The following is a 22222-nucleotide window of genomic DNA, read 5'->3' on the forward strand; positions in this document are numbered from 1 at the left end:
AATCCTGCGCCCGAGACTAACCCTCCGCAGCAGGCTGCGGCAACGCCATCACGGCCTCCGCCTTGTGGCAGGCGGCGAGATGCGTTCCGCCTACCTTGCGTAGCTCAGGCAGGGCCTCGCGGCAATGCTGGTCGGCGAGCGCGCAACGCGCGACATAGGGACACCCCGTGGCGGCCGCCGATTGCGAGGCGATTGCCTGGGCGCCGCGCCGGCGCCGTCCGCCGCCGGCGCGCGCCCGCGGCACAGCGTCCAGCAGCGCCCGCGTATAGGGATGGGCACAGTGCTCGAACAGGTCCTCGGGGCGGCCCTGCTCGACGATCCGGCCGAGATACATCACCGCAACCTCGTCGCAGAGATAGTCGACGACGGCGAGGTCGTGGCTGATCAGGACGTAGCTGAGGCCAAACTGCTCCTGGAGGTCCTGCATCAAATTGAGGACCTGGGCCTGCACGGAGACGTCGAGCGCGGAGACCGGCTCGTCGGCGACGATCAGCTTCGGCTGCGTGATCAGCGCGCGCGCAATCGCGATGCGCTGGCGCTGGCCGCCGGAGAATTCGTGCGGATATTTGTCCATGTCGGCATCGCGCAAGCCGACCTGGCGCAACACCGCGGCGACGCGGTCGCGGAAGGTGGTGCGGTCGGCGCCTTCCAGCACAGTGAGCGGCTCGGCCACGATGCGCGCAATGGTCTGGCGCGGATCGAGCGAGCCGTAGGGATCCTGGAACACCATCTGGAAATCGCGCCGGGCGCGGCGCAGCTCGTCGGTGGAGAGCTGGTTCAGATCGCGGCCGAGCAGCGCGACCTGCCCCGACGTCGGCCGCTCCAGCGCCATCACCACCCGGGCAAACGTCGACTTGCCTGAGCCTGACTCGCCGACGATGCCGAGGCTCTTGCCGGCCTGGACCTGCACGCTGACGCCGTTGAGCGCGCGCACCTGGCCGGGCGGGCGGAACAGGCTTTCGCGGGGCAGCGTGTAGCGCTGCTCGAGATCCCTGACGTCGAGAAGAGGCGCGGTGCTCATGCGGACAACGCCCCGACATTCGCGGCCATCGAGACATCGGTGCGCACGCAGCGCACGCCATGGCCGGCGCCGACTTCGACCATCGGCGGCAGCGCCGCGCGGCACTGATCGATCACAAGCGGACATCGTGCGGAGAAGGTGCAGCCGGCCGGAAGATCCGCGAGCTCCGGCACCGTGCCCGCGATCGTCGTCAGCCGCGTCCCCTTGCGCGCGCCGAGCTTCGGCCGGGCGCGGAACAGGCCCTGCGTGTAGGGATGGCCCATGCGGCGGAACACCTCGTCGGTCGGCCCGCTCTCGACCACGGTGCCACCATACATCACCATCATGCGCTGGACGTTCTCGGCGATGACGCCGAGATCGTGCGAGATCAGGATCATGGACATGCCGCGCTCCTCGACGAGATCGGCGATGAGGTCGAGGATCTGGCCCTGAATGGTGACATCGAGCGCGGTGGTCGGCTCGTCCGCGATCAACAGATCGGGCTCGCAGGCGAGCGCCATCGCGATGGTGACGCGCTGGCGCTGGCCGCCGGAAAACTGGTGCGGATAGGCATCGACGCGCTTCGCAGGATCGGGCAGCCCAACGCGGTCGAGCAAGGCGATGGCCTCCTGCCGCGCCTGCGACGCCGAGTATTTCTTGTGACGCCGCAAGGGTTCTGCGACCTGATGGCCGATCGTGTGCATCGGATTGAGCGCGGTCATCGGCTCCTGGAAGATCATGCTGATGCGGTTGCCGCGCAGGCGGCAGTAATCCGCATCCTTGAGCCCGGCGAGCTCGTTGCCGTCGAGCTTGATGCTGCCGGTGACGATTGCGCTGTCCGGCAACAGGCCCATCAGCGACATCGCGGTGACCGACTTGCCGCAGCCGGATTCGCCGACGAGCCCGAGCGTCTCGCCGCGCTTCAAGGCGAAGCTGACGCCGCGCACGGCCTGCGCCGGCCCGCGGCTGGTGTTGAGGCGGACGCCGAGATTGCTGACTTCGATCAACGGCATGTCGGAGCGCTCGGCCATCGTCATCGCTCCCGCGCCAGCCGGGGATCGAGCAGATCGCGCAATCCGTCACCAAGGAGATTGAGGCCGAGCACGGCGACCGCGATGGCGGCGCCCGGATAGACCGCGAGCATCGGCGACTGGAACAGCAGCGTCTGCGCGTCGTTCAGCATCCGGCCCCAGGACGGCTGCGGCGGCTGCGTGCCGAGGCCGAGATAGGACAGAGCGGCCTCCGCGAGAATGGCGAGCGCGAACTGGGTGGTGACCTGCACGATCAGGATCGACAGGATGTTGGGCAGCACGTGCTCGATGGTGATGCGGAACTTGCCCTTCCCCGAGGCCCGCGCCGCCAGCACGAATTCGCGCGCCCAGATCGCGTTGGCCGAGCCGCGCGTCAGCCGGGTCAGCGTCGGGATCTGGAAAATGCCGATCGCGACGATCGATGTCACCATGCCGGGTCCTACGACGGCGGCGAGCATGATCGCCGAGAGCACGGCCGGAAAGGCGAAGGTGAAGTCGGAGAAGCGCATGATGATCTCTTCGGTCCAGCCGCGCCGCGCCGAGGCGATCAGGCCGAGGCAGAGGCCGAAGGTGAGACCGATGCTGACCGCGATGATTCCGACCATGATGGTGGAACGGGCGCCGGCGAGCAGCAGCGAGACGATGTCGCGGCCGAAGGAATCGGTGCCGAGCCAATGCGCCGCCGAGGGCGGCCGGAGTTTCGAGGCGATGTCGATCTCGTAAGGCGACCACGGCGTCCAGACCAGCGACAGCAGCGCCGAGGCAACCACCAGCAGGCTGAGCGTGCCGCCCAGCACGAAACTGCGATGGCGCAGCGCGCGGCCCCAGAAGGTCTTGGCCGGCAGGTGGCGCGTCGCGACCGCTGCGTCAATCGGGGTGGTCAAGGGCGCGCTCACAGGTCGTGGACCTTGATGCGAGGATCGATGAAGGCATAGAGCACGTCGACCACGAAATTGACTGCTACGACCATGGTCGCGAGCAGCATCACGCAATTGCGCACCACGATCAGGTCGCGGTTGGCGATCGACTGGAAGATCAGGCGGCCGAGGCCCGGCAGGTAGAACACGTTCTCGATCACGATGGTGCCGGCGAGCAGATTGGCGAATTGCAGGCCCATCACCGTCATCACGGGGATCATGGCGTTGCGCAGCACATGGCGCCACAGCACCTCGCGCTTGCCGAGGCCCTTTGCGCGCGCGGTGCGGACGAAATCCTCGCGCAGCACTTCGAGCACGGCCGAGCGCGTGACGCGGGCAAGGATCGCGGCCTGCACCACCGCGAGCGAGATCGCCGGCAGCAGCAGCGATTTGATCCCGAGCAAGATGCCGTCTTCCCAGCCGGCGAAGCCGCCGGCCGAGAGCCATTGCAGCCTGACCGAGAACAACAGGACCAGCAGGATCGCGAACCAGAAATTCGGCAGCGCGATGCCCACCTGGGTCAGCGACATCACGCCGACATCGCCGAGCTTGTTGTGGTTGGCGGCGGTGTAGATGCCGGCCGAGAGCGCCAGAGTCACCGTGATCAGCATCGACATGATCGCGAGCGGAATGGTCAGCGCCAGCCGCTCCGCGATCAGGCTGCCGACCGGCGTGCCGTAGACATAGGAGTTGCCGAGATCGCCGACCAAGAGCCCCTTGATCCATTGCAGATAGCGAACCGCCAGCGGCTGGTCGAGCCCGAGCTTGACGGTGAGCGCACGCACCGCGTCCGGCGAGGCGTCGGCGCCCATCAGCATCTGCGCGGCATTGCCCGGAAGCGCGTCCAGCACCAGGAAAATGATCACGGATGCGCCGACCAGCGTCGCCAGCAGGGTCAACAGACGTCGGAGGACAAATACGCTCATGCGCGACCGGGTTCAAAGCTCATCCGCGGCACGAACATCATGTCCGGACGCCGGAAGCAAGTCCTTTGCACGCAAGGGCTTGGCTGCATGCGCATGTCGTCATTCCGGCCAGCGGGAGAGAAGGTCGCTTGACGCTTCGAACAGCGCACTCACCCGCAGCAATTCGGCATCAAGCCGGAAGCGGCCGACGAGCTGAAGTCCGATCGGCAGGCCGTCGCGGCCAAAGCCCGAGGGCAGGCTGACGGCGGGATGCCCGGTCATGTTGAACGGCATGGTCCAGGGGAACCAGTGCGGCCGGACGCTGTCGAAATGCGCCCCGTCGATCTCGATGGTGCCGAACAGGTCCTGCTTGATCGGCAGCGCGGTGCGCGTGAGGGTCGGCATCGCCAGGAAGTGGCCGCGCGCAAGCAGGGATTGCACCCGGCGGAACAGCGCGGTGCGCGCGAACATCGCCTCCTGGTAGTCGACGCCGCTGACTTCGGTGGCGAGCGCAAGCTGCTTGAGGAAGGCCTCGCTCAGCTCGTCCTTGTGCTCGGCCGCGAGCTTTGCAAAGCGCGTGCGCCAGAGGGTGTGGTTGATGGCGCGCCAGATCGGCTCGATGTCAAAACCCTCGCCGGAGAATTCCTCGAGCTCGGCGCCAAGTCCGGCCAGCCGGTCGAGGCTGGCCTTGAAGCTGGCGGCAACTTCCGCGGACACCGGACGGCCCGGCGGCGTCAGGCAGTACAGGATCCGCTGCCCGCGCAGATCGCCGCGCGGGGCTGATGTGCCGACGAAATCGGGCACGCCGACGCCGATCGACCAGGGATCGCAAGGATCCTCGCCCGACATGGCCTGCATCATCAGCGCGGTGTCGGCGACGGTGCGGGTGGTCGGGGTGACATAGGTCTGGTTGCCGAACACATCCAGCGCCTGGCTGTGCGGGATGACGCCGTTGCTCTGCTTCAGGCCCACCACGCCGTTGCAGGCGGCCGGAATCCGGGTCGAGCCGCCGCCATCGGTCGCGATCGCGAGCGGCGCGATGCCGCTCGCCACCGCCACTGCCGCGCCGCCGCTGGAGCCGCCGGAGGAGCGGCAGGCGTCCCACGCATTGCGGGTGCGGCCGAACAGGGGCGAGTCGGTCAGGCACTTGCTGCCGAATTCCGGCGTCGTGGTCTTGCCGATCAGGATCGCGCCCTCGCTGCGCAGCCGCGCGACCGCCACCGCATCCTCGTTCGGCAAATTGTCCTTGTAGGGAACGGCGCCGAAGGTGGTCTTGACGCCCTTGGTGTTGACGATGTCCTTGACGGTGACGGGGATGCCGTGCAGCAGGCCGAGCGGCTCGCCCGACATCACCTTGCGCTCGGCTGCGCGCGCGGCCGCCATCGCCTCGTCGCCGCAGATCGTGATGAAGCAGTTCAGTTCGCCCTGGAGCGCCTCAGCGCGGGCGAGCACGGCGCGGGTGAGCTCCACGGGCGAAATCTTCCTGGCGGCGATGAGGCCGCGCAGCTCGGTTGCGGATAGCAAGCAAGGATCGCCGTTCATCGTCACATCGCTCCGAAGCCGGCCGCCGTTGGCCGATAGCATTGACAGCGAGGATGACAGTTTTGTTAACTCGCCGTCCAATACCATTTTGGACAGCAACCCATACGTTTTCGGTATGCCAATGGATCTTCGCCGGCTCCGCTATTTCGTCGCCGTGGCCGAGGCCCGCAGCGTCGGCAAGGCCGCCGAACGGCTGCGGATGGCCCAGCCGCCGCTCTCGGTCCAGATCCGCAAGCTGGAGGCCGAGGTCGGCGCGCCGCTGTTCCGCCGCGGTACGCGCGGCATGGACCTGACCGAGGCGGGCCAGGCGCTGCTGGCGCGCGCCGGCGAGGCGCTGGCGCTGGCGGCCGACGGCGTCGAAGCCGCGCGCGCGGTCGCGGCCGGCAGCCGGGGGCGGCTGTCCGTCGGCTACATGTTCGTGCTCGCGAACGCGATGCTGCCGCGTCTCATCCCCGAGCTGCGGCGATCCATTCCCGGCGTCGATCTCGACTTCGCCGAGCTCAGCGCCTCGACGCGCGAGGCGCGGCTGCTCGACCGCAGCGTCACCGTCGCGCTGTGCATGCCGCCGATCCACCACCCTGAAATCCAGGTGGCCCGGATCGGCACGCAGCCGTTCATGCTGGCGATGCCGAACCGTTCGCCGCTTGCGCGCCTGAGCGCGGTGCCGATGGCACGACTCCAGGGCCGTCCGCTGATCGCATTGCCGCCTCCGGAGCAGGACCCCTCCTCCTCCGTGGTCGCGGCCCTGCTGCGGCGGCATCAGATCGTGATGCCGATCGCCGGCCGGGTGGAGACGGTGCATTCGGCGATGAGCCTGGTTCTGGCCGGTGAAGGCCTTGCGATCCTGCCCGCCTGCGCGCAGCTCGGCGCGCCGCGCGGCGTCGTGTTCCGGCCGCTGCGGGACGCCACCGATTCCTTCGACGTCGCGGTCTGCTGGCGGCGGGACTCGCACAGCCCGCTGATCCGCACCTTCCTCAAATGCGCCGAGAAGGCGGTTGCGCCGCTGTGACGGGCTACAAGGGCCAATTGATCTCGTGGCTCCAGGGCGGATCGGCGCCCGGGCGGGTGCAGGTGAGACCGGCGCAATTGGCGGCAAAGGACAGCGCGCGGCGCAGCTCGTCGGCATTGATGTCCCTGAGCTGCTGCCGCGCCAGACGTCCCTGCTTGTGCAGGGCGAACAGCAGCGCCGCCTGAAAACTGTCGCCGGCGCCGATGGTGTCGGCGACGACGACTTGCGGCGCCTGCACTTCGATCTGCCCTGCTCCCGCGTGCCAGGCGATGGCGCCGTTGTTGCCGCGGGTGATGACGACGAGGCTTGTGCCTTGCCCCAGCAGCGCGCTCGCGCGTTGCTGATAAGGCTCCTCGCCGAAGAGATAGGCGAAGTCGACGTCCGACATCTTGATGAGATCGGCGGTCCCCGCGAACGCCATCATGCGCGCGAGATAGGCGGGCTTGTCCCTGACCAGATTGGGCCGGCAGTTCGGATCGAAGGAGATCGTGGAGGACGCGCGGGCGTCCGCGATCAGGGCTTTGGTCTCGGCGGCGCCCTGGTCGTTGACCAGCGTGGTCGAGCCGATATGGAGGACTTCAACCTTATCGAATGGAATGGACCCGCGCCGGTAGGTCCAGCTCCGCGTTGCGGTTTCGGCATCATAGAACGCGTAGTGCGACTCGCCCGCGACGATGCGGACGAAAGCGAGCGTGGTCTGGTGATCGCTGCGGGTGGCAAGACCGAGCTCGACATGCGAGGCAGCCGCGTGGTCCGCGATCATGCGGCCGAACAGGTCGGTCGAAATGCCGCCGACGAAGCCGGTCGGTGCGCCCAGGCGCGCCATGCCGATCGCGACGTTGAGGCAGGAGCCGCCGACCGCGGGCATCACTGCCTCACGTCCCTCCGCGTTTCGCGTCGGCACGAAATCGATCAGCGCATCGCCGCAGGATATCAGCATTCGTTCTAACCCTCGGGAACGTCGCGCATCGCGGCCCGGCTGCCGCGGTCGACCTCGCGCAGCAGCTCGTACACCTCGCGCTTGCGGGCGTGGAAGGCCGCCATGTCGGGCGCGGTCGGCTCGCTCTTGCGCCCCAGCGCGGACATCTTGGCCATGGTCTCGCCGATCGAGGCACAGGCGCCGCCGGCGACCGCCCCGAGCATCGCGGCACCGAGCAGCACCGGCTCCCTGGTCTGCGGCAGCGCGACGACGAGGCCGGTGGTGTCGGCCATGATCTGCCGCACCAGCGGACTGCGGCTGGCGCCGCCGCCCATGATCATGATGCCTGCGCGGACACCGTGTGCGGCGAAGGCCTCGATCACCTCGGCCAGCCCATAGGCGAGCCCGCAGAGGCCGGCGACGAACAGCCGCTCCATGGACGCGACGTCGGTGTCGAGATCGAGGCCCGCGATTACCGCGCGCGTATCGGGGTCGGCATAGGGCGAGCGGTTGCCGATGAACTCTGGGAGCACATGGATGTCGCGGGCGAGCAGCGCGGCGCGGCTGGCATCGCCGGCGCGCGCGATGATGCGGCGCTCCAGGAACTCGATGAGGTCGACGCCCTCGCTCCGAGCCGCCGCACTCGCCTCGGCATGACCGGGATGCGACTTCAGGAGATGGTCGATCGCAGCGCCCGCGGCCGATTGGCCGCCCTCGTTGAGCCAGAAGTCCGGCACCATGCCGGAATAATAAGGCCCCCACACGCCCGGCACGAAGCACGGCTCCTTGGTCGTCGCCATGATGCAGGCCGACGTTCCCATGATGTAGGCGAGTCGATCGCTGACATCGGTCGCGCCATCCGAGCCGTCGCGGCCGCCGATCGCGCCGATGCCGCCGGCATGCGCGTCGATCAGCGCGGCGCCGACCGGTGTGCCGGCCGACAGGCCGAGCTCAGCCGCAGCGGCACGCGTGAGACCGGCGCCGAGCCGCGTGCCGGGCGCGACGATCTCGGTGCCGATGCGGATGTACTTCTCGTTGACGAAGTCCGACAGGCCGATGCGCTTGAAGAACGGCGCGCTCCAGCCGCCGCCGTCATGGGCAAGGTAGTTCCATTTGCAGGTGACGGTGCAGGTCGAGCGTTGCAGCGAGCCAGTGGCGCGCCAGGTCAGGTAGTCTGCCAGATCGAAGAAATGGCCTGCGGCGTCGAAGCTCGCGCGCAGATGGCGCTTCAGCCAGAGCAGTTTCGGCATCTCCATCTCGGGCGAGATCGAGCCGCCGACATAGCGCAGCACGGCGTCCCCGGTCTCGTTGATCAGCCGCGCCTCGGCCGTGGCGCGGTGATCCATCCAGACGATGACGTTGCGCTGCGCCTCGCCGGAGGCGCTGACCGTGACCGGCGCACCTTGCTTATCGAGGACGACCAGCGAACAGGTGGCGTCGAAACCGATGCCGCCGACGTTGTCGGGCGCAATGGCAGCCTCCGCCATCGCCGCCCGGACCGATGTCACGCACGCGTCCCAGATGTCCTGGGACGACTGCTCGACGATGTCGCCGGCCTCGTGCCAGATCCTGATCGGATGCCGCGCGGTGGCAAGCAAGGTGCCGGCCTCGTCGAACACCCCTGCCCGCGTGCTCGTGGTCCCCACGTCGACGCCAATATACGCTCGCGGCATTGTCGCTCCCGGAAGCTCTCGTCAGTTTTGACGTAAGCCTACCAGCAAGTGTAGCCGCCATCCACCAGCACGATGCTGCCGGTCATCAGGCTCGCGGCTTCGGACGAGAGGAACAGCACGACGGAGGCGATCTCCTCGACCTGCCCCATCCGCGCCATCGGAGTTCCACCGATCCAGGCGTCGTACATTTTGGCGTTGCTCTTCACGAAGGCGTTGAGGGGCGTCTCGATATAGGTCGGCGCCACCGCGTTGACGCGGATGCCGCGCGCACCCCATTCGGCGGCGAGCGATTTTGTCAGATGGTGCACGCCGGCCTTGGAGGCATTGTAGAAGCTCTGCTCCTGCGGCTTGTTGACGATGAAGCCGGACATCGAGCCGACATTGACGATGGCGCCGCTCTTGGCCTTCAGCATGTGCTTGCCGAACTCGCGGCAACACCAGAAGGTGCCGTTGAGGTTGACGTCGATGACGTTGAGCCAGTGCTCGTCGGTGACGGTCTCCGCCGGAGTCTCGCTGCGGGCGATGCCGGCATTGTTGACGAGGATGTCGACCTTGCCGTGGCGGGCGACGAGGTCGTTGGCCACTTCCGCGACGCGCCTGGTATCGGTGACGTCCATGATCGCGGTCTCGACGTCGTAGCCCTTCGCTTTCAGCTCGGCCTTTGCGCTGTCGGCGACCTTGCTGTCGCGGTCGCCGATCACGACCCTGGCGCCGGCCTCGGCCAGCGCTTCCGCGCAGCCAAGGCCGATGCCCTGCCCGCCGCCGGTGATGAACGCGGTCTTGCCGGTCAGCTTGAATTTTTCCAGGTACATCTTCTTCGTCTTTCCGATTCTTGCCGTTTGCTTGCCGTCTTCTTGCCGTTTCTCGTCAGCCGCGAAGCGCGTTGCCACTCGCGTCGAAGCGGTGGATGCGCGCGGGGTCCGGCAGCAGCGACACGTGGTCGCCGGCATGCAGGCTCAATTCGCCGACGTAGCGCGCGGTCAGCATGCCAAGCGGGCCCGCATCGACATAAAGGAACGTGTCGCTGCCGAGATGCTCGGCGACCGCGATCGTCCCCTGCCAGCCGCCACCGCCGTCACGCTCGATCTTGAGGTGCTCCGGCCGCACGCCAATGGTAGCCGCGCCGCGTTGCAATGCGTGCTCGCCAGTGACGAGATTCATCTTGGGTGAGCCGATGAAGCCGGCGACGAAGAGGTTGGCGGGCTTTTCGTACAGCTCCAGCGGCGAGCCATATTGCTCGATCTTGCCGGCGTTGAGCACGACGATCTTGTCTGCCATGGTCATGGCCTCGACCTGGTCATGGGTGACGTAGATCGCGGTGGTGCCGAGCTGCTTCTGGAGCCGCGTCACCTCGATGCGCATCTGCACGCGCAGTGCGGCGTCCAGGTTCGACAGCGGCTCGTCGAACAGGAACCCCTTGGGCTCGCGCACGATGGCCCGCCCGATCGCCACGCGCTGGCGCTGACCGCCGGAGAGCTCGCGCGGCTTGCGGTCGAGATAGGGTGTGAGGTTCAGCGTCGCGGCCGCGGCCTCGACCTTGCGGTTGATCTCGTCCTTCGGCAGCCCCGCCATCTTCAGGCCGAAGCCGATATTGCCGCGCACGCTCATATGCGGATAGAGCGCGTAGGACTGGAACACCATCGACAGCCCGCGCTTGGCCGGCGGCGTGTCGACGACGTTCTTGCCGTCGATCAGGATCTTGCCGCCTGAGACATCCTCGAGCCCGGCGATCAAGCGCAAGAGCGTGGTCTTGCCGCAGCCGGAGGGACCGACGAACACCACGAAGGAGCCGTCGGCAATGTCGAGGTCGGCGCCCTTGATGATGTGCACGGGGCCGAAGGATTTCTGCACGTCCTGAAGTGTGATCTGACCCATGATCCGGCAGCCCTTCTACTTCACAGCGCCGAAGGTGAGCCCGCGCACGAGCTGCTTCTGGCTGAACCAACCGAGGACGAGAATGGGCGCGATCGCCAGCGTCGAGGCCGCCGACAGCTTTGCCCAGAACAGCCCTTCCGGGCTCGAATAAGACGCAATGAACGTGGTGAGCGGCGCGGCGTTCGAGGTCGACAGATTGAGCGTCCAGAACGCCTCGTTCCAGGCGAGGATGAGATTGAGCAGCATGGTCGACGCCAGGCCCGGGATCGCCATCGGCGTCAGCACGTAGATGAGCTCGCGGCCGATGGTGGCGCCGTCCATGCGCGCGGCCTCCAGGATGTCGCGCGGGATCTCCTTGAAATAGGTGAAGAGCATCCAGACCACGATCGGCAGATTGCCGAGGCAGAGGATGAAGACGAGGCCGATGCGGGAATCGAGCAGACCGAAGGTCTTGTAGATCAGGTAGATCGGGACCAGCACGCCGACCGGCGGCATCATCTTGGTCGAGAGCATCCAGAGCAGGATGTCCTTGGTGCGCTTGGTCGGCGAGAACGCCATCGACCAGGCCGCGGGAATGGCTATCAAGAGCGCAATGAGCGTCGAGCCGCCGGCGATGATGACCGAGTTCATGGCGTGAAGGAAATAATCGCTGCGCTCCTGCACGGTCGCGTAGTTTTCCGTGGTCCAGTGGAAGAACAGGAAGGACGGCGGAATCGCAAAGGCCTCGAGCTCGGTCTTGAAGCTCGCCAGCACCATCCACAGGATCGGGAAGAAGATCAGGAAGCCGAAGAACCACGCCCCGATCGTCGATATCACCACCTGCTGCGTCGTTGACTTGCGCGCCATGATTCAGGCTTCCAGGTTGCGGCCGACGATGCGGACGAGGAAGAAGGCGACGACGTTGGCGATCACGACGGCAACGAGGCCGCCCGCCGAGGCGCTGCCGACGTCGAACTGGATCAGCGCCTGCGAATAGATCAGGAAGGCGATATTGGTGGTCTGCAGGCCCGGCCCGCCACCGGTTGTGACGAAGATCTCGGCGAACACGGTGAGCAGGAAGATGGTCTCGATCAGGATCACCACGGTGATGGGCCGCGCCAGATGCGGCAGCGTGATGTAGATGAAGGTCGACACCGCGCTGGCGCCGTCCATCTCGGCCGCCTCCTTCTGCTCCTCGTCGAGCGATTGCAGCGCGGTCAGCAGGATCAGCGTCGCGAACGGCAGCCATTGCCAGGCGACGATCAGGATCACCGCGAGCAGCGGCGCGTCGGTGAACCAGTCGATCGGCGTCAACCCGATGAGCTTGGCGAGCCAGGCGAACAGGCCGGAGACCGGGTGCATCAACAGGTTCTTCCAGACCAGCGCGCTCACGGTCGGCATCACGAAGAACGGCGCGATCACCATCAGCCGCACGATGTTGCGGCCGATCACGGGCTGGTCCATCAGCAGCGCCAGCGGAATGCCGAGCAGGATCGTTAGCGCCAGCACCGAGCCGACCAGCACCAGCGTATTCTGGAGCGAAGCGAGGAAAGCGGGGTCGGTGAGGAAGTAGCGGAAATTCTCAAGACCAACGAACGCTTCGGAGCCGGGATCGAGCAGGCTGTAATGCAGCGTCGAGAAATAGATCGTCAGCGCGAGCGGGACGATCATCCAGATGAAGAGCAGCCCGACCGCAGGCGTCAGGAGCGCGCGCGCAAGAAACTGCGTTTGCCGGGTTGCCATCCACGCGTCTCCGCTTGCGGGAAGAAAGCGGCCATCCATCCGGGGCTGGGCTGGTGGATAGCCGCCAGTTTGAGCTCAGGAGGGAGAGCTCGGGTTCACTTGATGTAGCCGGCGCGCTTCATCTCGCGCTCGGTGACCGATTGTGCCGCGGTGAGCGCCGCATCGACCGTCATGGAGCCCGCGAGCGCCGCGGAGAACTGCTGGCCCACCTGGGTGCCGATGCCCTGGAATTCCGGGATCGCAGCGTATTGCACGCCGACGTATGGCACCGGCTTCACGGTCGGCTTGTTCGGATCGGCGGCGTCGATCGAGGCCAGCGTCAGCTTGGCGAACGGCGCGACCTTCAGATATTCAGGGTTCTGGTAGAGCGAGGTGCGCGTGCCCGGCGGCACGTTGGCCCAGCCATCCTTCGACGCCACGAGTTTTGTGTAGTCCTTGCTGGTCGCCCAAGCGATGAACTTCTCGGCCGCCTCGGCTTTCTTGGAGCCGGCTGGGATCGCGAGATTCCAGGCCCACAGCCAGTTGGCGTTCTTGCCGAGCCCGGTGTTGGGCGCGAGCGCGAAGCCGACCTTGTCGGCGACCTTGGAGTCCTTCGGGTTGGTGACGAAGGAAGCGGCCACCGTCGCATCGATCCACATACCGCACTTGCCGGCGTTGAACAGCGCCAGATTCTCGTTGAAGCCGTTGGAGCTCGCGCCGGGAGGGCCCGCGTCCTTCATGAGATTGACGTAGGTCGTGAGCGTCGCCTTCCATTCCGACGTGTTGAATTGCGGCTCCCACTTCTCGTCGAACCAGCGCGCGCCGTAGGAATTGGCCATCGCCGAGAGGAACGCCATGTTCTCGCCCCAGCCGGCCTTGCCGCGCAGGCAGATGCCGTAGGTGCCGGCGCTCTTGTCGGTGAGCTTCCTGGCGGCGTCGATCACAAAGTCCCAGGTCGGCTTTTCCGGCATCTTCAAGCCGGCCTTCTCGAACAGATCGGTGCGGTACATCACCATCGAGCTCTCGCCGTAGAACGGCGCGGCGTAGAGCTTGCCATCGACGGAGACCGCGTCCTTGATCTTGGGCAGCAGGTCGGCCACGTCGTAATCGGCGCCGAGATTGGCGAGCGGCACCAGCCAGCCCTTCTTGGCCCAGATCGGCACCTCATAGGTGCCGATGGTGAGCACGTCGAACTGGCCGCCCTTGGTGGCGATGTCGGTGGTGACGCGCTGGCGCAGCACGTTCTCCTCCAGCGTCACCCATTTCACGGATATGTCAGGGTTCTTCTTGGTGAATTCAGCCGTCAGCCCCTGCATGCGGATCATGTCGCCATTGTTGACGGTGGCGATCGTCAGGGTCGTTTCGGCCATCGCGGGGACGGCCAACAGGATAGACGCGCCGCAGACGGCGCCGAGGACGTGTTTCACGGTGACCTCCCTAAGCTCGCGTTTTTGAGCATATGCCCACGCGTTGGGTGTATGTTCAATCGGGAGACGGCGGTTGTCAAGCAGGCGTGCGGGCGTTCGCGCAACTTATGAGTGCTGCGGTGCGGGAGGTGTCGCCCCGCCCACACTGTCGTGCTCCGCGAAAGCGGGGCACCCAGTACGCCGTGACGTCTATTGGTTTGCCTCAAGCGGGGCCGCGGCGTACTGGATCATCCGCCTTCGCGGATGATGACAGTGGTGTAGGTGGCGAGACCGCCCGCCTCTACCGCTCCAGGATCGCCCTCGCCGTCGCCTCGTCCGTGATCAGGCCGTTGATCAGGCCTCCGCTCAATGCCGCCGCGATCGCTGGTACCTTGGCCGCGCCGACCGCCGCGCCGATGGTGGTGGCCTTCGCCGGCACTTCCGGCGGAATGCTGGTGAGGCGCTTGTTGGTGCCGGCCTTGAGCAGGCGCCCCTTCGAATCATAGGCCCAGCCGGTGATCTCGCCGATGGCGCCTTGCCGCATCATCTCGAACAATTCATCGCGGGTGACGAAGCCGTCGACATGCACCTGCGCCTTCTGGTCCATCTGGCCGATGCCGACGAGGCGCAGATCCGCCTTGGCTGCGACCGCCTTCACCTTCGCGATCGGCTCGATGCGCACCATCTTGTTGCGCTCGTCCTCCGACGACATCAGGAACGGCAGCGGCATCGGATAATGCCGCGCGCCGGTGCGGTCGGCGAGCCGGCCGACGGTGTCGTAGAAGCTCGCCGAGCCGTCGGCGGAGATGTTGCCGACCAGCGAGACGATCTGGTGATTGGGCCGGTCGATCGGCGTGACCCGCTCGACCGCGGCGCGCACGGCCCGCCCGGTGCCGAGCGCGACGATGACCGGCGTCTCGGAGCGCAGCGTGGCATCGAGCAGGTTGGCGCAGCGTTCGGCGATGCCTGCGGTGGCCTGCGGTGCGGCAGGATCTTCCGGCACCACCTCACAATGGACGAGATCAAACCGCTCCTTCAGGCGCGCCGCCAATTCCATGCAGGCGGCGATGGGATGCTCGAGCCGGAAGGTGATGAGCCGTTCGGCAAGACATAGCGACACCAGCCGCTGTGCCGAAGCGCGCGAGACCTGAAGCATTTTTGCGATCTCGTCCTGGGTGTGGCCGGCAATGAAATAGAGCCAGCCGGCCCGCGCGGCGTCGTCGAGTCTCGATTTTTCGTTCTCGGCGGCCATGGCGGGTCTACGCCTCCCAGAAATCGCTCATGCGCGCGAAGACCCGATCGGCCCCGGCGGCGGACAATATAGCCCGCCCGTCACGCGCGCGGTAATGGCTGCCGCCGACAAATCCCCAGACGGCCATGCCGGCCGCCTTGGCGGCCTGCACGCCACTGACGCTGTCCTCGATGACCAGGGTGCGCGCGGGTTGCGCGCCCATCTTCCCAGCGGCGTAGAGAAAGAGGTCGGGTGCCGGCTTACCGTGCTTGACCATCTGCGCGGTGTAGAGCCGATCCTCGAAATGCGATGAGAGACCGGTGACATCAAGCGACAATGAGACGCGGTCGATATCGCTCGACGAGGCCACGCAGTGCGGCGTCTTCAATACGGACAAGACCGAGCCTATCCCGGGGATCGGCTGGAGCGCTCCCGCAAATGTCTCAAGCACGCGCGTCTTCAGCCGCGGCAGAAATTCGTCGGGCAAGACCTCGCCGCGCTCGCGAAAATATTGTCCGATCGCAGCCGAGCTGCGCCCGAGGAAAAGTTCGAGCGCCTGCTCAATACTGAGCGCGAAGCCAAACTCGGCGAGCATCTCGGACAGGCAGCGGCAGCTCAACAGCTCGCTATCGACGAGCACGCCGTCGCAGTCGAAGATGACGAGATCGGGCCTGCCGGGATCCATCGGCGCATTCGATCATATACTCATCAGCTGGGCAATAGCTCAGACTCGCTGGGGGTTGAGGGACCAATTACCGCCGCACCCGTCATTGCGAGGAGCTCTTGCGACGAAGCAATCCAGAATCCCTCCGCGGAGGAACTCTGGATTGCTTCGCTGCGCTCGCAATGACGGGGAAGACCGTAGCCCGCATGGAGTGCAGCGGAATGCGGGGACAGTGGTCCGGATTACGCTCCGCTCCATCCGGGCTACGCAGCGTCACCGCCGCTGATTGTACACGTCGATGCACACCGCCCCGAGCAGCACCAGGCCCTTGATGACCTGCTGGTAGTCGATGCCGATGCCGAGGATGGACATGCCGTTGTTCATCACGCCCATGATCATGGCGCCGACCACGGCGCCGCCGACGCGCCCGACGCCGCCATAGGCGGAGGCGCCGCCGATGAAGCAGGCGGCGATGACGTCGAGCTCGAAGCCGAGGCCCGCTTTCGGCGTTGCGGTGTTGAGCCGCGCGGCGAAGACGAGGCCGGCGAGCGCGGCCAGCACGCCCATGTTGACGAAGGTGAGGAAGGTCAGCCGCTCGGTCTTGATGCCCGACAGGCTTGCCGCCTTGGCATTGCCGCCGACGGCATAGATCTGCCGGCCGATCACGGTGCGGCGGGTGACGAAGCCGTAGAGCGCGATCAACGCGCCCATGATCACCAGCACGTTGGGCAGGCCGCGATGCGAGGCGATCAGGTAGGTGAAATAGAGCACGGCACAGGCGAGCAGAATGCTCTTGCCGAGGAAGAACGCGTAGGGCTCGACCTCGATGCCGTGCAACTGCTCGCGCGACCTTCCCCTGGCGCTGGCGTAGACCAGACCGAGCGCGAGCACGGCACCGATCAGCATGGAGGTCGGATGCAGCGTGCCGGCCTCAGGCAGCATTTCCGGGATGAAGCCCGACGACAATTTCTGGAAGGTCGCCGGGAACGGCCCGAGCGACTGGCCCTGCAACACCGCGAGCGCCAGGCCCTTGAACACCAGCATGCCGGCCAGCGTGACGATGAAGGACGGAATCTTGAAATAGGCCACCCAATAGCCTTGCGCGGCGCCGATGGCGGCACCGACCACGAGGCAAGCGATGAAGGCGAGCGTGTAGTCGACCTTGTAGGTCACCATCAGCAACGCCGCGACGGCACCGACGAAACCCGCGACCGAACCGACCGAGAGGTCTATGTGCCCGGTCACGATCACCAGCAGCATGCCCAACGCCATGATGACGATGTAGCTGTTCTGCAGCACCAGATTGGTCAGGTTGAGCGGCTGCAGCAGCGTGCCGCCGGTCATGACCTGGAAGAATAGCATGATCGCGATCAGCGACAGCAGCATGCCGTAATTGCGTAGATTGTTCTTGATGAAGCTGCCATGCCGGCGCTCCTCGGGCAGCGACACCGTCTTGTCGGTCATGGCTGCGATCCTCCCATCTCCGCGGCCTCAGGCACGCCGTTGCTTCTCTCATTGCGCATGATCGCGCGCATGATCTTCTCTTGCGTTGCGTCTGCGCCCTTGAACTCGCCGACGAAGGCACCGTCGTTCATGACACAGATGCGGTCGCAGATGCCGAGCAGCTCGGGCATCTCCGAGGAGATCACCACGACGCCGCGCCCGGCCTCCGCCAGCTCGTTGATGATACAGTAAATCTCGTATTTGGCACCGACGTCGATGCCCCGTGTCGGCTCGTCCAGGATGAGGACCTTCGGGTCCGTCATCAGCCATTTCGACAGCACCACCTTCTGCTGGTTGCCGCCGGAGAGCTGGCCGGTCTCCTGGTAGACGTCGGAGCAGCGGATGCGCATGCGGTTGCGATAGTCGCTGGCGACCTTCAGCTCGGCGATGTCGTCGATCACCCTGCCCGGCGCGACCTGATGCAGGCTTGCCAGCGTGATGTTCTTGCGGACGTCGTCGGCGAGGATCAGGCCGAGCTGCTTGCGGTCCTCGGTAACATAGGCCAGCCCGGCGTCGATCGCGGCGGCCACGCTTGGCAGCGCGATCTCGCGGCCTTCAAGGCGGATGCGGCCGCTGATATTGGTGCCCCAGGAACGGCCGAACAGGCTCATGGCGAATTCGGTGCGGCCCGCGCCCATCAGGCCCGCGATGCCGACGACCTCGCCGCGCCTGACGCCGAAATTGACATTCTTGATCACCTGCCGTTCGGGATGAATGGGGTGATAGACCGACCAGTTCTCGACGGTGAGGACAGGCTCGCCGATCTTCACGTTGCGCTCGGGAAAGCGATGGGCGAGATCGCGGTTGACCATGCTGCGGATGATGCGGTCTTCCTGGATCGGCTCGGCGTGGCAGTCGATGCTGTCGACGGTGCGGCCGTCGCGCAGCACGGTGATGTGGTCGGCGACCTTGGCGACCTCGTTGAGCTTGTGCGAGATCAGGATCGAGCCGATGCCCTGCGCGCGAAAAGCCATCAGACGTTCGAGCAGCGCGGCGCTGTCGGCCTCGTTCAGGCTCGCGGTCGGCTCGTCCAGGATCAGCATCCGCACCCGCTTGGACAGCGCCTTGGCGATCTCGACCAGCTGCTGCTTGCCGACGCCAAGATCGGTGATCAGCGTATCCGGGGATTCCTTCAGGCCAACCTGCGCCAGGAGATCCCGCGTGCGCCGGTACACCTCGTCGCGATCGATCACCCCAAGCTTTGAGGGCGGATGCGACAGGAAGATGTTCTCCGCGATCGACATCAGCGGGATCAGCGCCAGCTCCTGGTGGATGATGATGATGCCGAGCGCCTCGGAATCGTTGATGTCGCGGAAGCGGCGCTCCTCGCCCTCGAAGACGATGGTGCCCTCGTAGCTGCCGGCCGGATAGACGCCGCTCAGCACCTTCATCAGCGTGGACTTGCCGGCGCCGTTCTCGCCGACGAGCGCGTGGATCTGGCCCGCGTGAACCGAGAAATTGACGTCGCGCAGCGCCTGGACGCCGGAAAAGCTCTTGCTGACGTTGCGCATCTCCAGCATGGCGGTCATCGTCGTTGTCCCTCGATCGGTGCTGGTTCACCTCTCCCCGCTTGCGGGGAGAGGTCGGGTCGCATCGCAAGATGCGATCCGGGTGAGGGGGAGTCTCCGCGAGTCTCATTGTCACCTCCCTCGCGGAGGCTCCCCCTCGCCCCGACCCTCTCCCCGCAAGCGGGGCGAGGGAGAAGAGGCTCTCCCCGCACGCGGGGAGAGGGAATAGACCTCCTACTGGAACTGCGACTTCTTGTAGTAGCCGCTGTCGACCAGGGTCTTCTCCCAATTGTCCTTGTAGACCACGACCGGCTTGAGCAGGTAGCTCGGCACGGTCTTGACGCCGTTCTCGTAGGTCTTGGTGTCGTTGACGGTGACCTGCTTGCCGGCGAGCGCGGCATCGACCATGTCGGCGGTTACCTTGGCGAGGTCGCGGGTGTCCTTGAAGATGGTCGAGTACTGGTCGCCGCGGAGCATCGCCTTGATCGAGGGCACTTCGGCGTCCTGGCCGGAGATGACAGGCATCGGCTGATCGGCGCTGCCGTAACCGACGCCCTTCAGCGAGGAGATGATGCCGATCGAAAGGCCGTCATAGGGCGACAGCACGGCGTTGACCTTCTTGTTGCCGTAGTAGGCGCTGAGCAGATTGTCCATGCGGGCCTGCGCGGTGGCGCCGTCCCAGCGCAAAGTCGCGACCTTGTCCATGCCCATCTGGCCGGAGACGACGACGAGCTTGCCGCTGTCGATATACGGCTTCAGCACGCTCATGGCGCCGTTGTAGAAGAAGTAGGCGTTGTTGTCGTCGGGCGAGCCGCCGAACAGCTCGATGTTGAAGGGACCCTTGCCGTCCTTGAGGCCGAGGCCCTGCACGAGGGACTCCGCCTGGAGCACGCCGACCTGGAAATTGTCGAAGGTCGCGTAATAGTCGACGTTCGGCGTGCCACGGATCAGGCGGTCATAGGCGATCACGGTGATGCCCTTCGCCTTCGCCTGCTTGAGCACGTCGGACAGGGTGGTGCCGTCGATCGCGGCGATCACCAGCGCCTTGGCACCCTTGGTCACCATGTTCTCGACCTGCGAGAGCTGGTTCGGAATGTCGTCCTCGGCGTATTGCAGATCGGTGTTGTAGCCGCGCTCCTTCAGCACCTTGACCATGTTGTTGCCGTCGTCGATCCAGCGCGCCGAGGATTTTGTCGGCATGGCGATGCCGACCGTCGCCTTGTCCTGGGCGGAGGCGGAGACACCTGCGGCCATCGTTGCAGCGCCGGCCAGCGCCAGCGCGAGGAATGTCGTCGTCAGTTTCAGCATGCTTCACTCCCTTTGGGTGTCAGACTGTTTTTTGGTTTCGTCGAGAACAGAGGTAGAGGTCGGCTTCGGATCTCCTATGCGAGCTTGACGTCGGGCTCCGCGCGACCGCGCGCGGAGGCCTCGAGCAGAAAGGTGCAACCGGCTTGCGGATCGGGGGCGCGCGCCGCCGCGTCCATGTCCTGCCAGGCCGAGGTGACAAGGAGACGCGACAGATCGGGGCCGACGAAGGCCGGGCAACTCGACTGCGTGGCCGGCACGCTCAGTGAGCGCAGGCGCTCGCCTTGCGGTGAGTAGACGTCGACGCGGCTGGCGCCCCAGCACGCATTCCAGATGTTTCCGTCGGCATCACACACCGAGCCGTCGAGGCCGCCGATGCCGCTGTGGCGCAGCAGCACCTCCGGCTCGCCGCGCGGCAGACCGGTGGCAGGATTGAGCGGCACTGCATAGAGCACCGCGCGCGCAGTGTCGGTGAAATAGCCGGTGGCGCCGTCAGGCGAGAAGCAGATCGAATTTGGAATGCTGATGCCCGGAAACAGGGTCGATATCTTGCCGCGGTGAAGCGCGTAGATCGCGCCGGCCCCCCGCTCGGCCCTCTTGCCCATGGTGCCGATCCAGAACGTGCCGGACTGGTGCACGCGGCAATCATTGGATCGCGTCGCTTGATTGTCCGCTTCGAGCGGACAGAACAGCGTCATCGCGCCGTCGGCGAGATTGCGGATGTAGAGGCCGTCCTCCGCGACGATCAATTGCCGCTCGGCATCGATGCGCCCGAGCGCGCTCGCCATGCGGCCGAGCGCGTGGATGCGGATCGCGCCGCTGCCGAGATGCGCCTCGAACAGTTTTCCCTCGCGAATGTCGAACCACCACGCCGTGTCGGTGGTCACATCATAGGTCGGCCCTTCGCCGAGATGACACTGCTCGGCTGATAGCACTGAGGTCGGCACATGCTCGATCATGGCGCCCTCACCCCAAAGCGATAGACGGTGTGATGCCGATAGACCTGGCCGGGATCGAGGCGCGGGCTCGGGAAATCCGGCCGGTTCGGCGCATCGGGCCAGATATGCGGCTCCAGGCACATGGCGTCCGATTGCCGGATCAGCTTGCCGCCCTTGCCGGAGATGGTGCCGTCGAGATAGTTGCCGGAATAGACCTGAAGGCCAGGCTGATTGGTGAGGAGCTCCATGACGCGCCCCGAGCGCGGTGCTTCCAGCCGCGCCGCAAGCGCGAGCTTGCCGTCGCCGCCGAGGCAATAGGTGTGGTCGTAACCCCTGCCGCTCTGCAATTGCTGATCGCTCTGGCGGATGCGCTCGCCCACGGCATGGGCCTCGCGGAAGTCGAATGGCGTGCCGGCTACGCTGCGCGGCGGCTCCCGCAGAGGGATGGCGGTGGGATCGATCGCGAGGAAATGCTCGGCCGCGACCGTCAGTCTGTGGTCGAGGATCGGCGTGCCTGACGTCGCGCCTTCCAGATTGAAGAAGCTGTGGTTGGTCAGGTTGACGATGGTCGGACGATCCGTCCGCGCCTCCATCATCAGCGACAGTTCGGCCGGGCCGGTGACGCGATAGGTCAGGCGGACGTCGAGCCGGCCGGGGTAGTTCTCCTCGCCGTGCGGGCTCGTGTAAGTGAGCGTCACCGCGGGCTCGGCGACCTCCTCGATCGCGGCAATGTCCCAGAGCTTGCGATCGAAACCGTCGAGGCCGCCATGCAGCGCGTTCGGGCCGTTGTTGACGGGCAGCTGCACCGTCTCGCCGTCGAGCGAGAACTGTCCCTTGGCGATGCGGTTGGCGTAGCGGCCGACGGTGGCGCCGAGAAACTTGCGTTCGGCGAGATAGCCGGCGAAGGATTCATGGCCGAGCACGACGTCGTCGCAGTTTCCCTTGGCGTCCGGCGCGATCAGCGCCTGGATCACTGCGCCATGGGTGATGATGCGGGCCTCGAACCCGCCTTCCCCCCGCAGCACGATGCGATCCACGTTGCGGCCGTCGGGCAGCGTTCCGAAGACATCTTTTGTTATTCTTGAGCCGGCCATG

Annotated in this window: 20 protein-coding genes; 1 reads left to right on the top strand and 19 read right to left on the bottom strand. The window is 66.0% G+C overall.

Going from position 1 to position 22222, the window contains the following annotated elements; translation table 11 throughout:
• Window positions 1-16: 16 nt before the first annotated feature.
• From AC1RR3_RS21145 to AC1RR3_RS21165, 5 genes are all read right to left on the bottom strand, one after another.
• Complete coding sequence (locus tag AC1RR3_RS21145; protein ID WP_492825053.1) at window positions 17-1021, bottom strand: ABC transporter ATP-binding protein; 1005 nt, start codon at window positions 1019-1021, stop codon at window positions 17-19.
• The gene (locus AC1RR3_RS21150; RefSeq protein ID WP_492825054.1) at window positions 1018-2031 is read right to left on the bottom strand and encodes an ABC transporter ATP-binding protein; all 1014 of its coding nucleotides are present in this window, start codon (window positions 2029-2031) and stop codon (window positions 1018-1020) included. Before AC1RR3_RS21150 ends, AC1RR3_RS21145 begins: the two co-directional genes overlap by 4 nt.
• A gap of 2 nt (window positions 2032-2033) precedes the next feature.
• Window positions 2034-2927, bottom strand: a complete 894-nt coding sequence (locus AC1RR3_RS21155) for an ABC transporter permease (RefSeq protein WP_492825055.1) — start codon at window positions 2925-2927, stop codon at window positions 2034-2036.
• Entirely contained in the window at window positions 2924-3874 is a 951-nt protein-coding gene (locus AC1RR3_RS21160) for an ABC transporter permease (RefSeq protein WP_492825056.1), read from the bottom strand. Before AC1RR3_RS21160 ends, AC1RR3_RS21155 begins: the two co-directional genes overlap by 4 nt.
• Before the next feature lie 99 nt (window positions 3875-3973).
• On the bottom strand, window positions 3974-5395 hold the full coding sequence (locus tag AC1RR3_RS21165) for an amidase (RefSeq protein WP_492825057.1): 1422 nt from the start codon (window positions 5393-5395) through the stop codon (window positions 3974-3976).
• Window positions 5396-5516: 121 nt separating this feature from the next.
• Between AC1RR3_RS21165 and AC1RR3_RS21170 the strand changes: the two genes are divergently transcribed.
• Entirely contained in the window at window positions 5517-6404 is an 888-nt protein-coding gene (locus tag AC1RR3_RS21170) for a LysR family transcriptional regulator (RefSeq protein ID WP_492825058.1), read from the top strand.
• 4 nt (window positions 6405-6408) lie between these two features.
• On the opposite strand, the gene AC1RR3_RS21175 is transcribed toward AC1RR3_RS21170, so the two are convergent.
• From AC1RR3_RS21175 to AC1RR3_RS21240, 14 genes are all read right to left on the bottom strand, one after another.
• Complete coding sequence (locus tag AC1RR3_RS21175) at window positions 6409-7344, bottom strand: carbohydrate kinase family protein (RefSeq protein WP_492825059.1); 936 nt, start codon at window positions 7342-7344, stop codon at window positions 6409-6411.
• Window positions 7345-7349: 5 nt separating this feature from the next.
• Window positions 7350-8996 (bottom strand): FGGY-family carbohydrate kinase, encoded by a 1647-nt coding sequence (locus tag AC1RR3_RS21180; protein ID WP_492825060.1) that lies wholly within the window; start codon window positions 8994-8996, stop codon window positions 7350-7352.
• A 38-nt stretch (window positions 8997-9034) separates the two neighbouring features.
• Window positions 9035-9808, bottom strand: a complete 774-nt coding sequence (locus tag AC1RR3_RS21185) for an SDR family NAD(P)-dependent oxidoreductase (protein WP_492825062.1) — start codon at window positions 9806-9808, stop codon at window positions 9035-9037.
• Between the two features lie 55 nt (window positions 9809-9863).
• Window positions 9864-10871, bottom strand: coding sequence for an ABC transporter ATP-binding protein (locus AC1RR3_RS21190; RefSeq protein ID WP_492825063.1), 1008 nt, complete (start codon window positions 10869-10871; stop codon window positions 9864-9866).
• 15 nt (window positions 10872-10886) lie between these two features.
• Entirely contained in the window at window positions 10887-11717 is an 831-nt protein-coding gene (locus tag AC1RR3_RS21195; RefSeq protein ID WP_492825064.1) for a carbohydrate ABC transporter permease, read from the bottom strand.
• 3 nt (window positions 11718-11720) lie between these two features.
• On the bottom strand, window positions 11721-12593 hold the full coding sequence (locus AC1RR3_RS21200; protein ID WP_492825065.1) for a carbohydrate ABC transporter permease: 873 nt from the start codon (window positions 12591-12593) through the stop codon (window positions 11721-11723).
• Between the two features lie 95 nt (window positions 12594-12688).
• Window positions 12689-13999: an ABC transporter substrate-binding protein gene (locus AC1RR3_RS21205; protein ID WP_492825067.1), complete on the bottom strand. Its 1311-nt coding sequence runs from the start codon at window positions 13997-13999 to the stop codon at window positions 12689-12691.
• Window positions 14000-14279: 280 nt separating this feature from the next.
• Window positions 14280-15230: a sugar-binding transcriptional regulator gene (locus AC1RR3_RS21210; protein ID WP_492825068.1), complete on the bottom strand. Its 951-nt coding sequence runs from the start codon at window positions 15228-15230 to the stop codon at window positions 14280-14282.
• Between the two features lie 7 nt (window positions 15231-15237).
• Window positions 15238-15894: an HAD family hydrolase gene (locus AC1RR3_RS21215; protein ID WP_492825069.1), complete on the bottom strand. Its 657-nt coding sequence runs from the start codon at window positions 15892-15894 to the stop codon at window positions 15238-15240.
• A gap of 252 nt (window positions 15895-16146) precedes the next feature.
• Window positions 16147-17337, bottom strand: a complete 1191-nt coding sequence (gene mmsB, locus AC1RR3_RS21220) for a multiple monosaccharide ABC transporter permease (RefSeq protein ID WP_492825071.1) — start codon at window positions 17335-17337, stop codon at window positions 16147-16149.
• Complete coding sequence (gene mmsA, locus AC1RR3_RS21225; protein ID WP_492825072.1) at window positions 17334-18905, bottom strand: multiple monosaccharide ABC transporter ATP-binding protein; 1572 nt, start codon at window positions 18903-18905, stop codon at window positions 17334-17336. Before mmsA ends, mmsB begins: the two co-directional genes overlap by 4 nt.
• A 213-nt stretch (window positions 18906-19118) precedes the next feature.
• On the bottom strand, window positions 19119-20192 hold the full coding sequence (gene chvE, locus AC1RR3_RS21230; protein ID WP_492825073.1) for a multiple monosaccharide ABC transporter substrate-binding protein: 1074 nt from the start codon (window positions 20190-20192) through the stop codon (window positions 19119-19121).
• 74 nt (window positions 20193-20266) lie between these two features.
• A complete protein-coding gene (locus AC1RR3_RS21235) occupies window positions 20267-21148 on the bottom strand; it encodes an SMP-30/gluconolactonase/LRE family protein (protein ID WP_492825074.1) in 882 nt (293 codons plus the stop codon).
• Complete coding sequence (locus AC1RR3_RS21240; RefSeq protein ID WP_492825076.1) at window positions 21145-22221, bottom strand: aldose epimerase family protein; 1077 nt, start codon at window positions 22219-22221, stop codon at window positions 21145-21147. The genes AC1RR3_RS21235 and AC1RR3_RS21240 overlap by 4 nt, the downstream gene beginning before the upstream one ends.
• Window position 22222 lies beyond the last annotated feature (1 nt).

The sequence above is a fragment of the Bradyrhizobium sp. GW821-FHT13H05 genome, assembly GCF_058804065.1.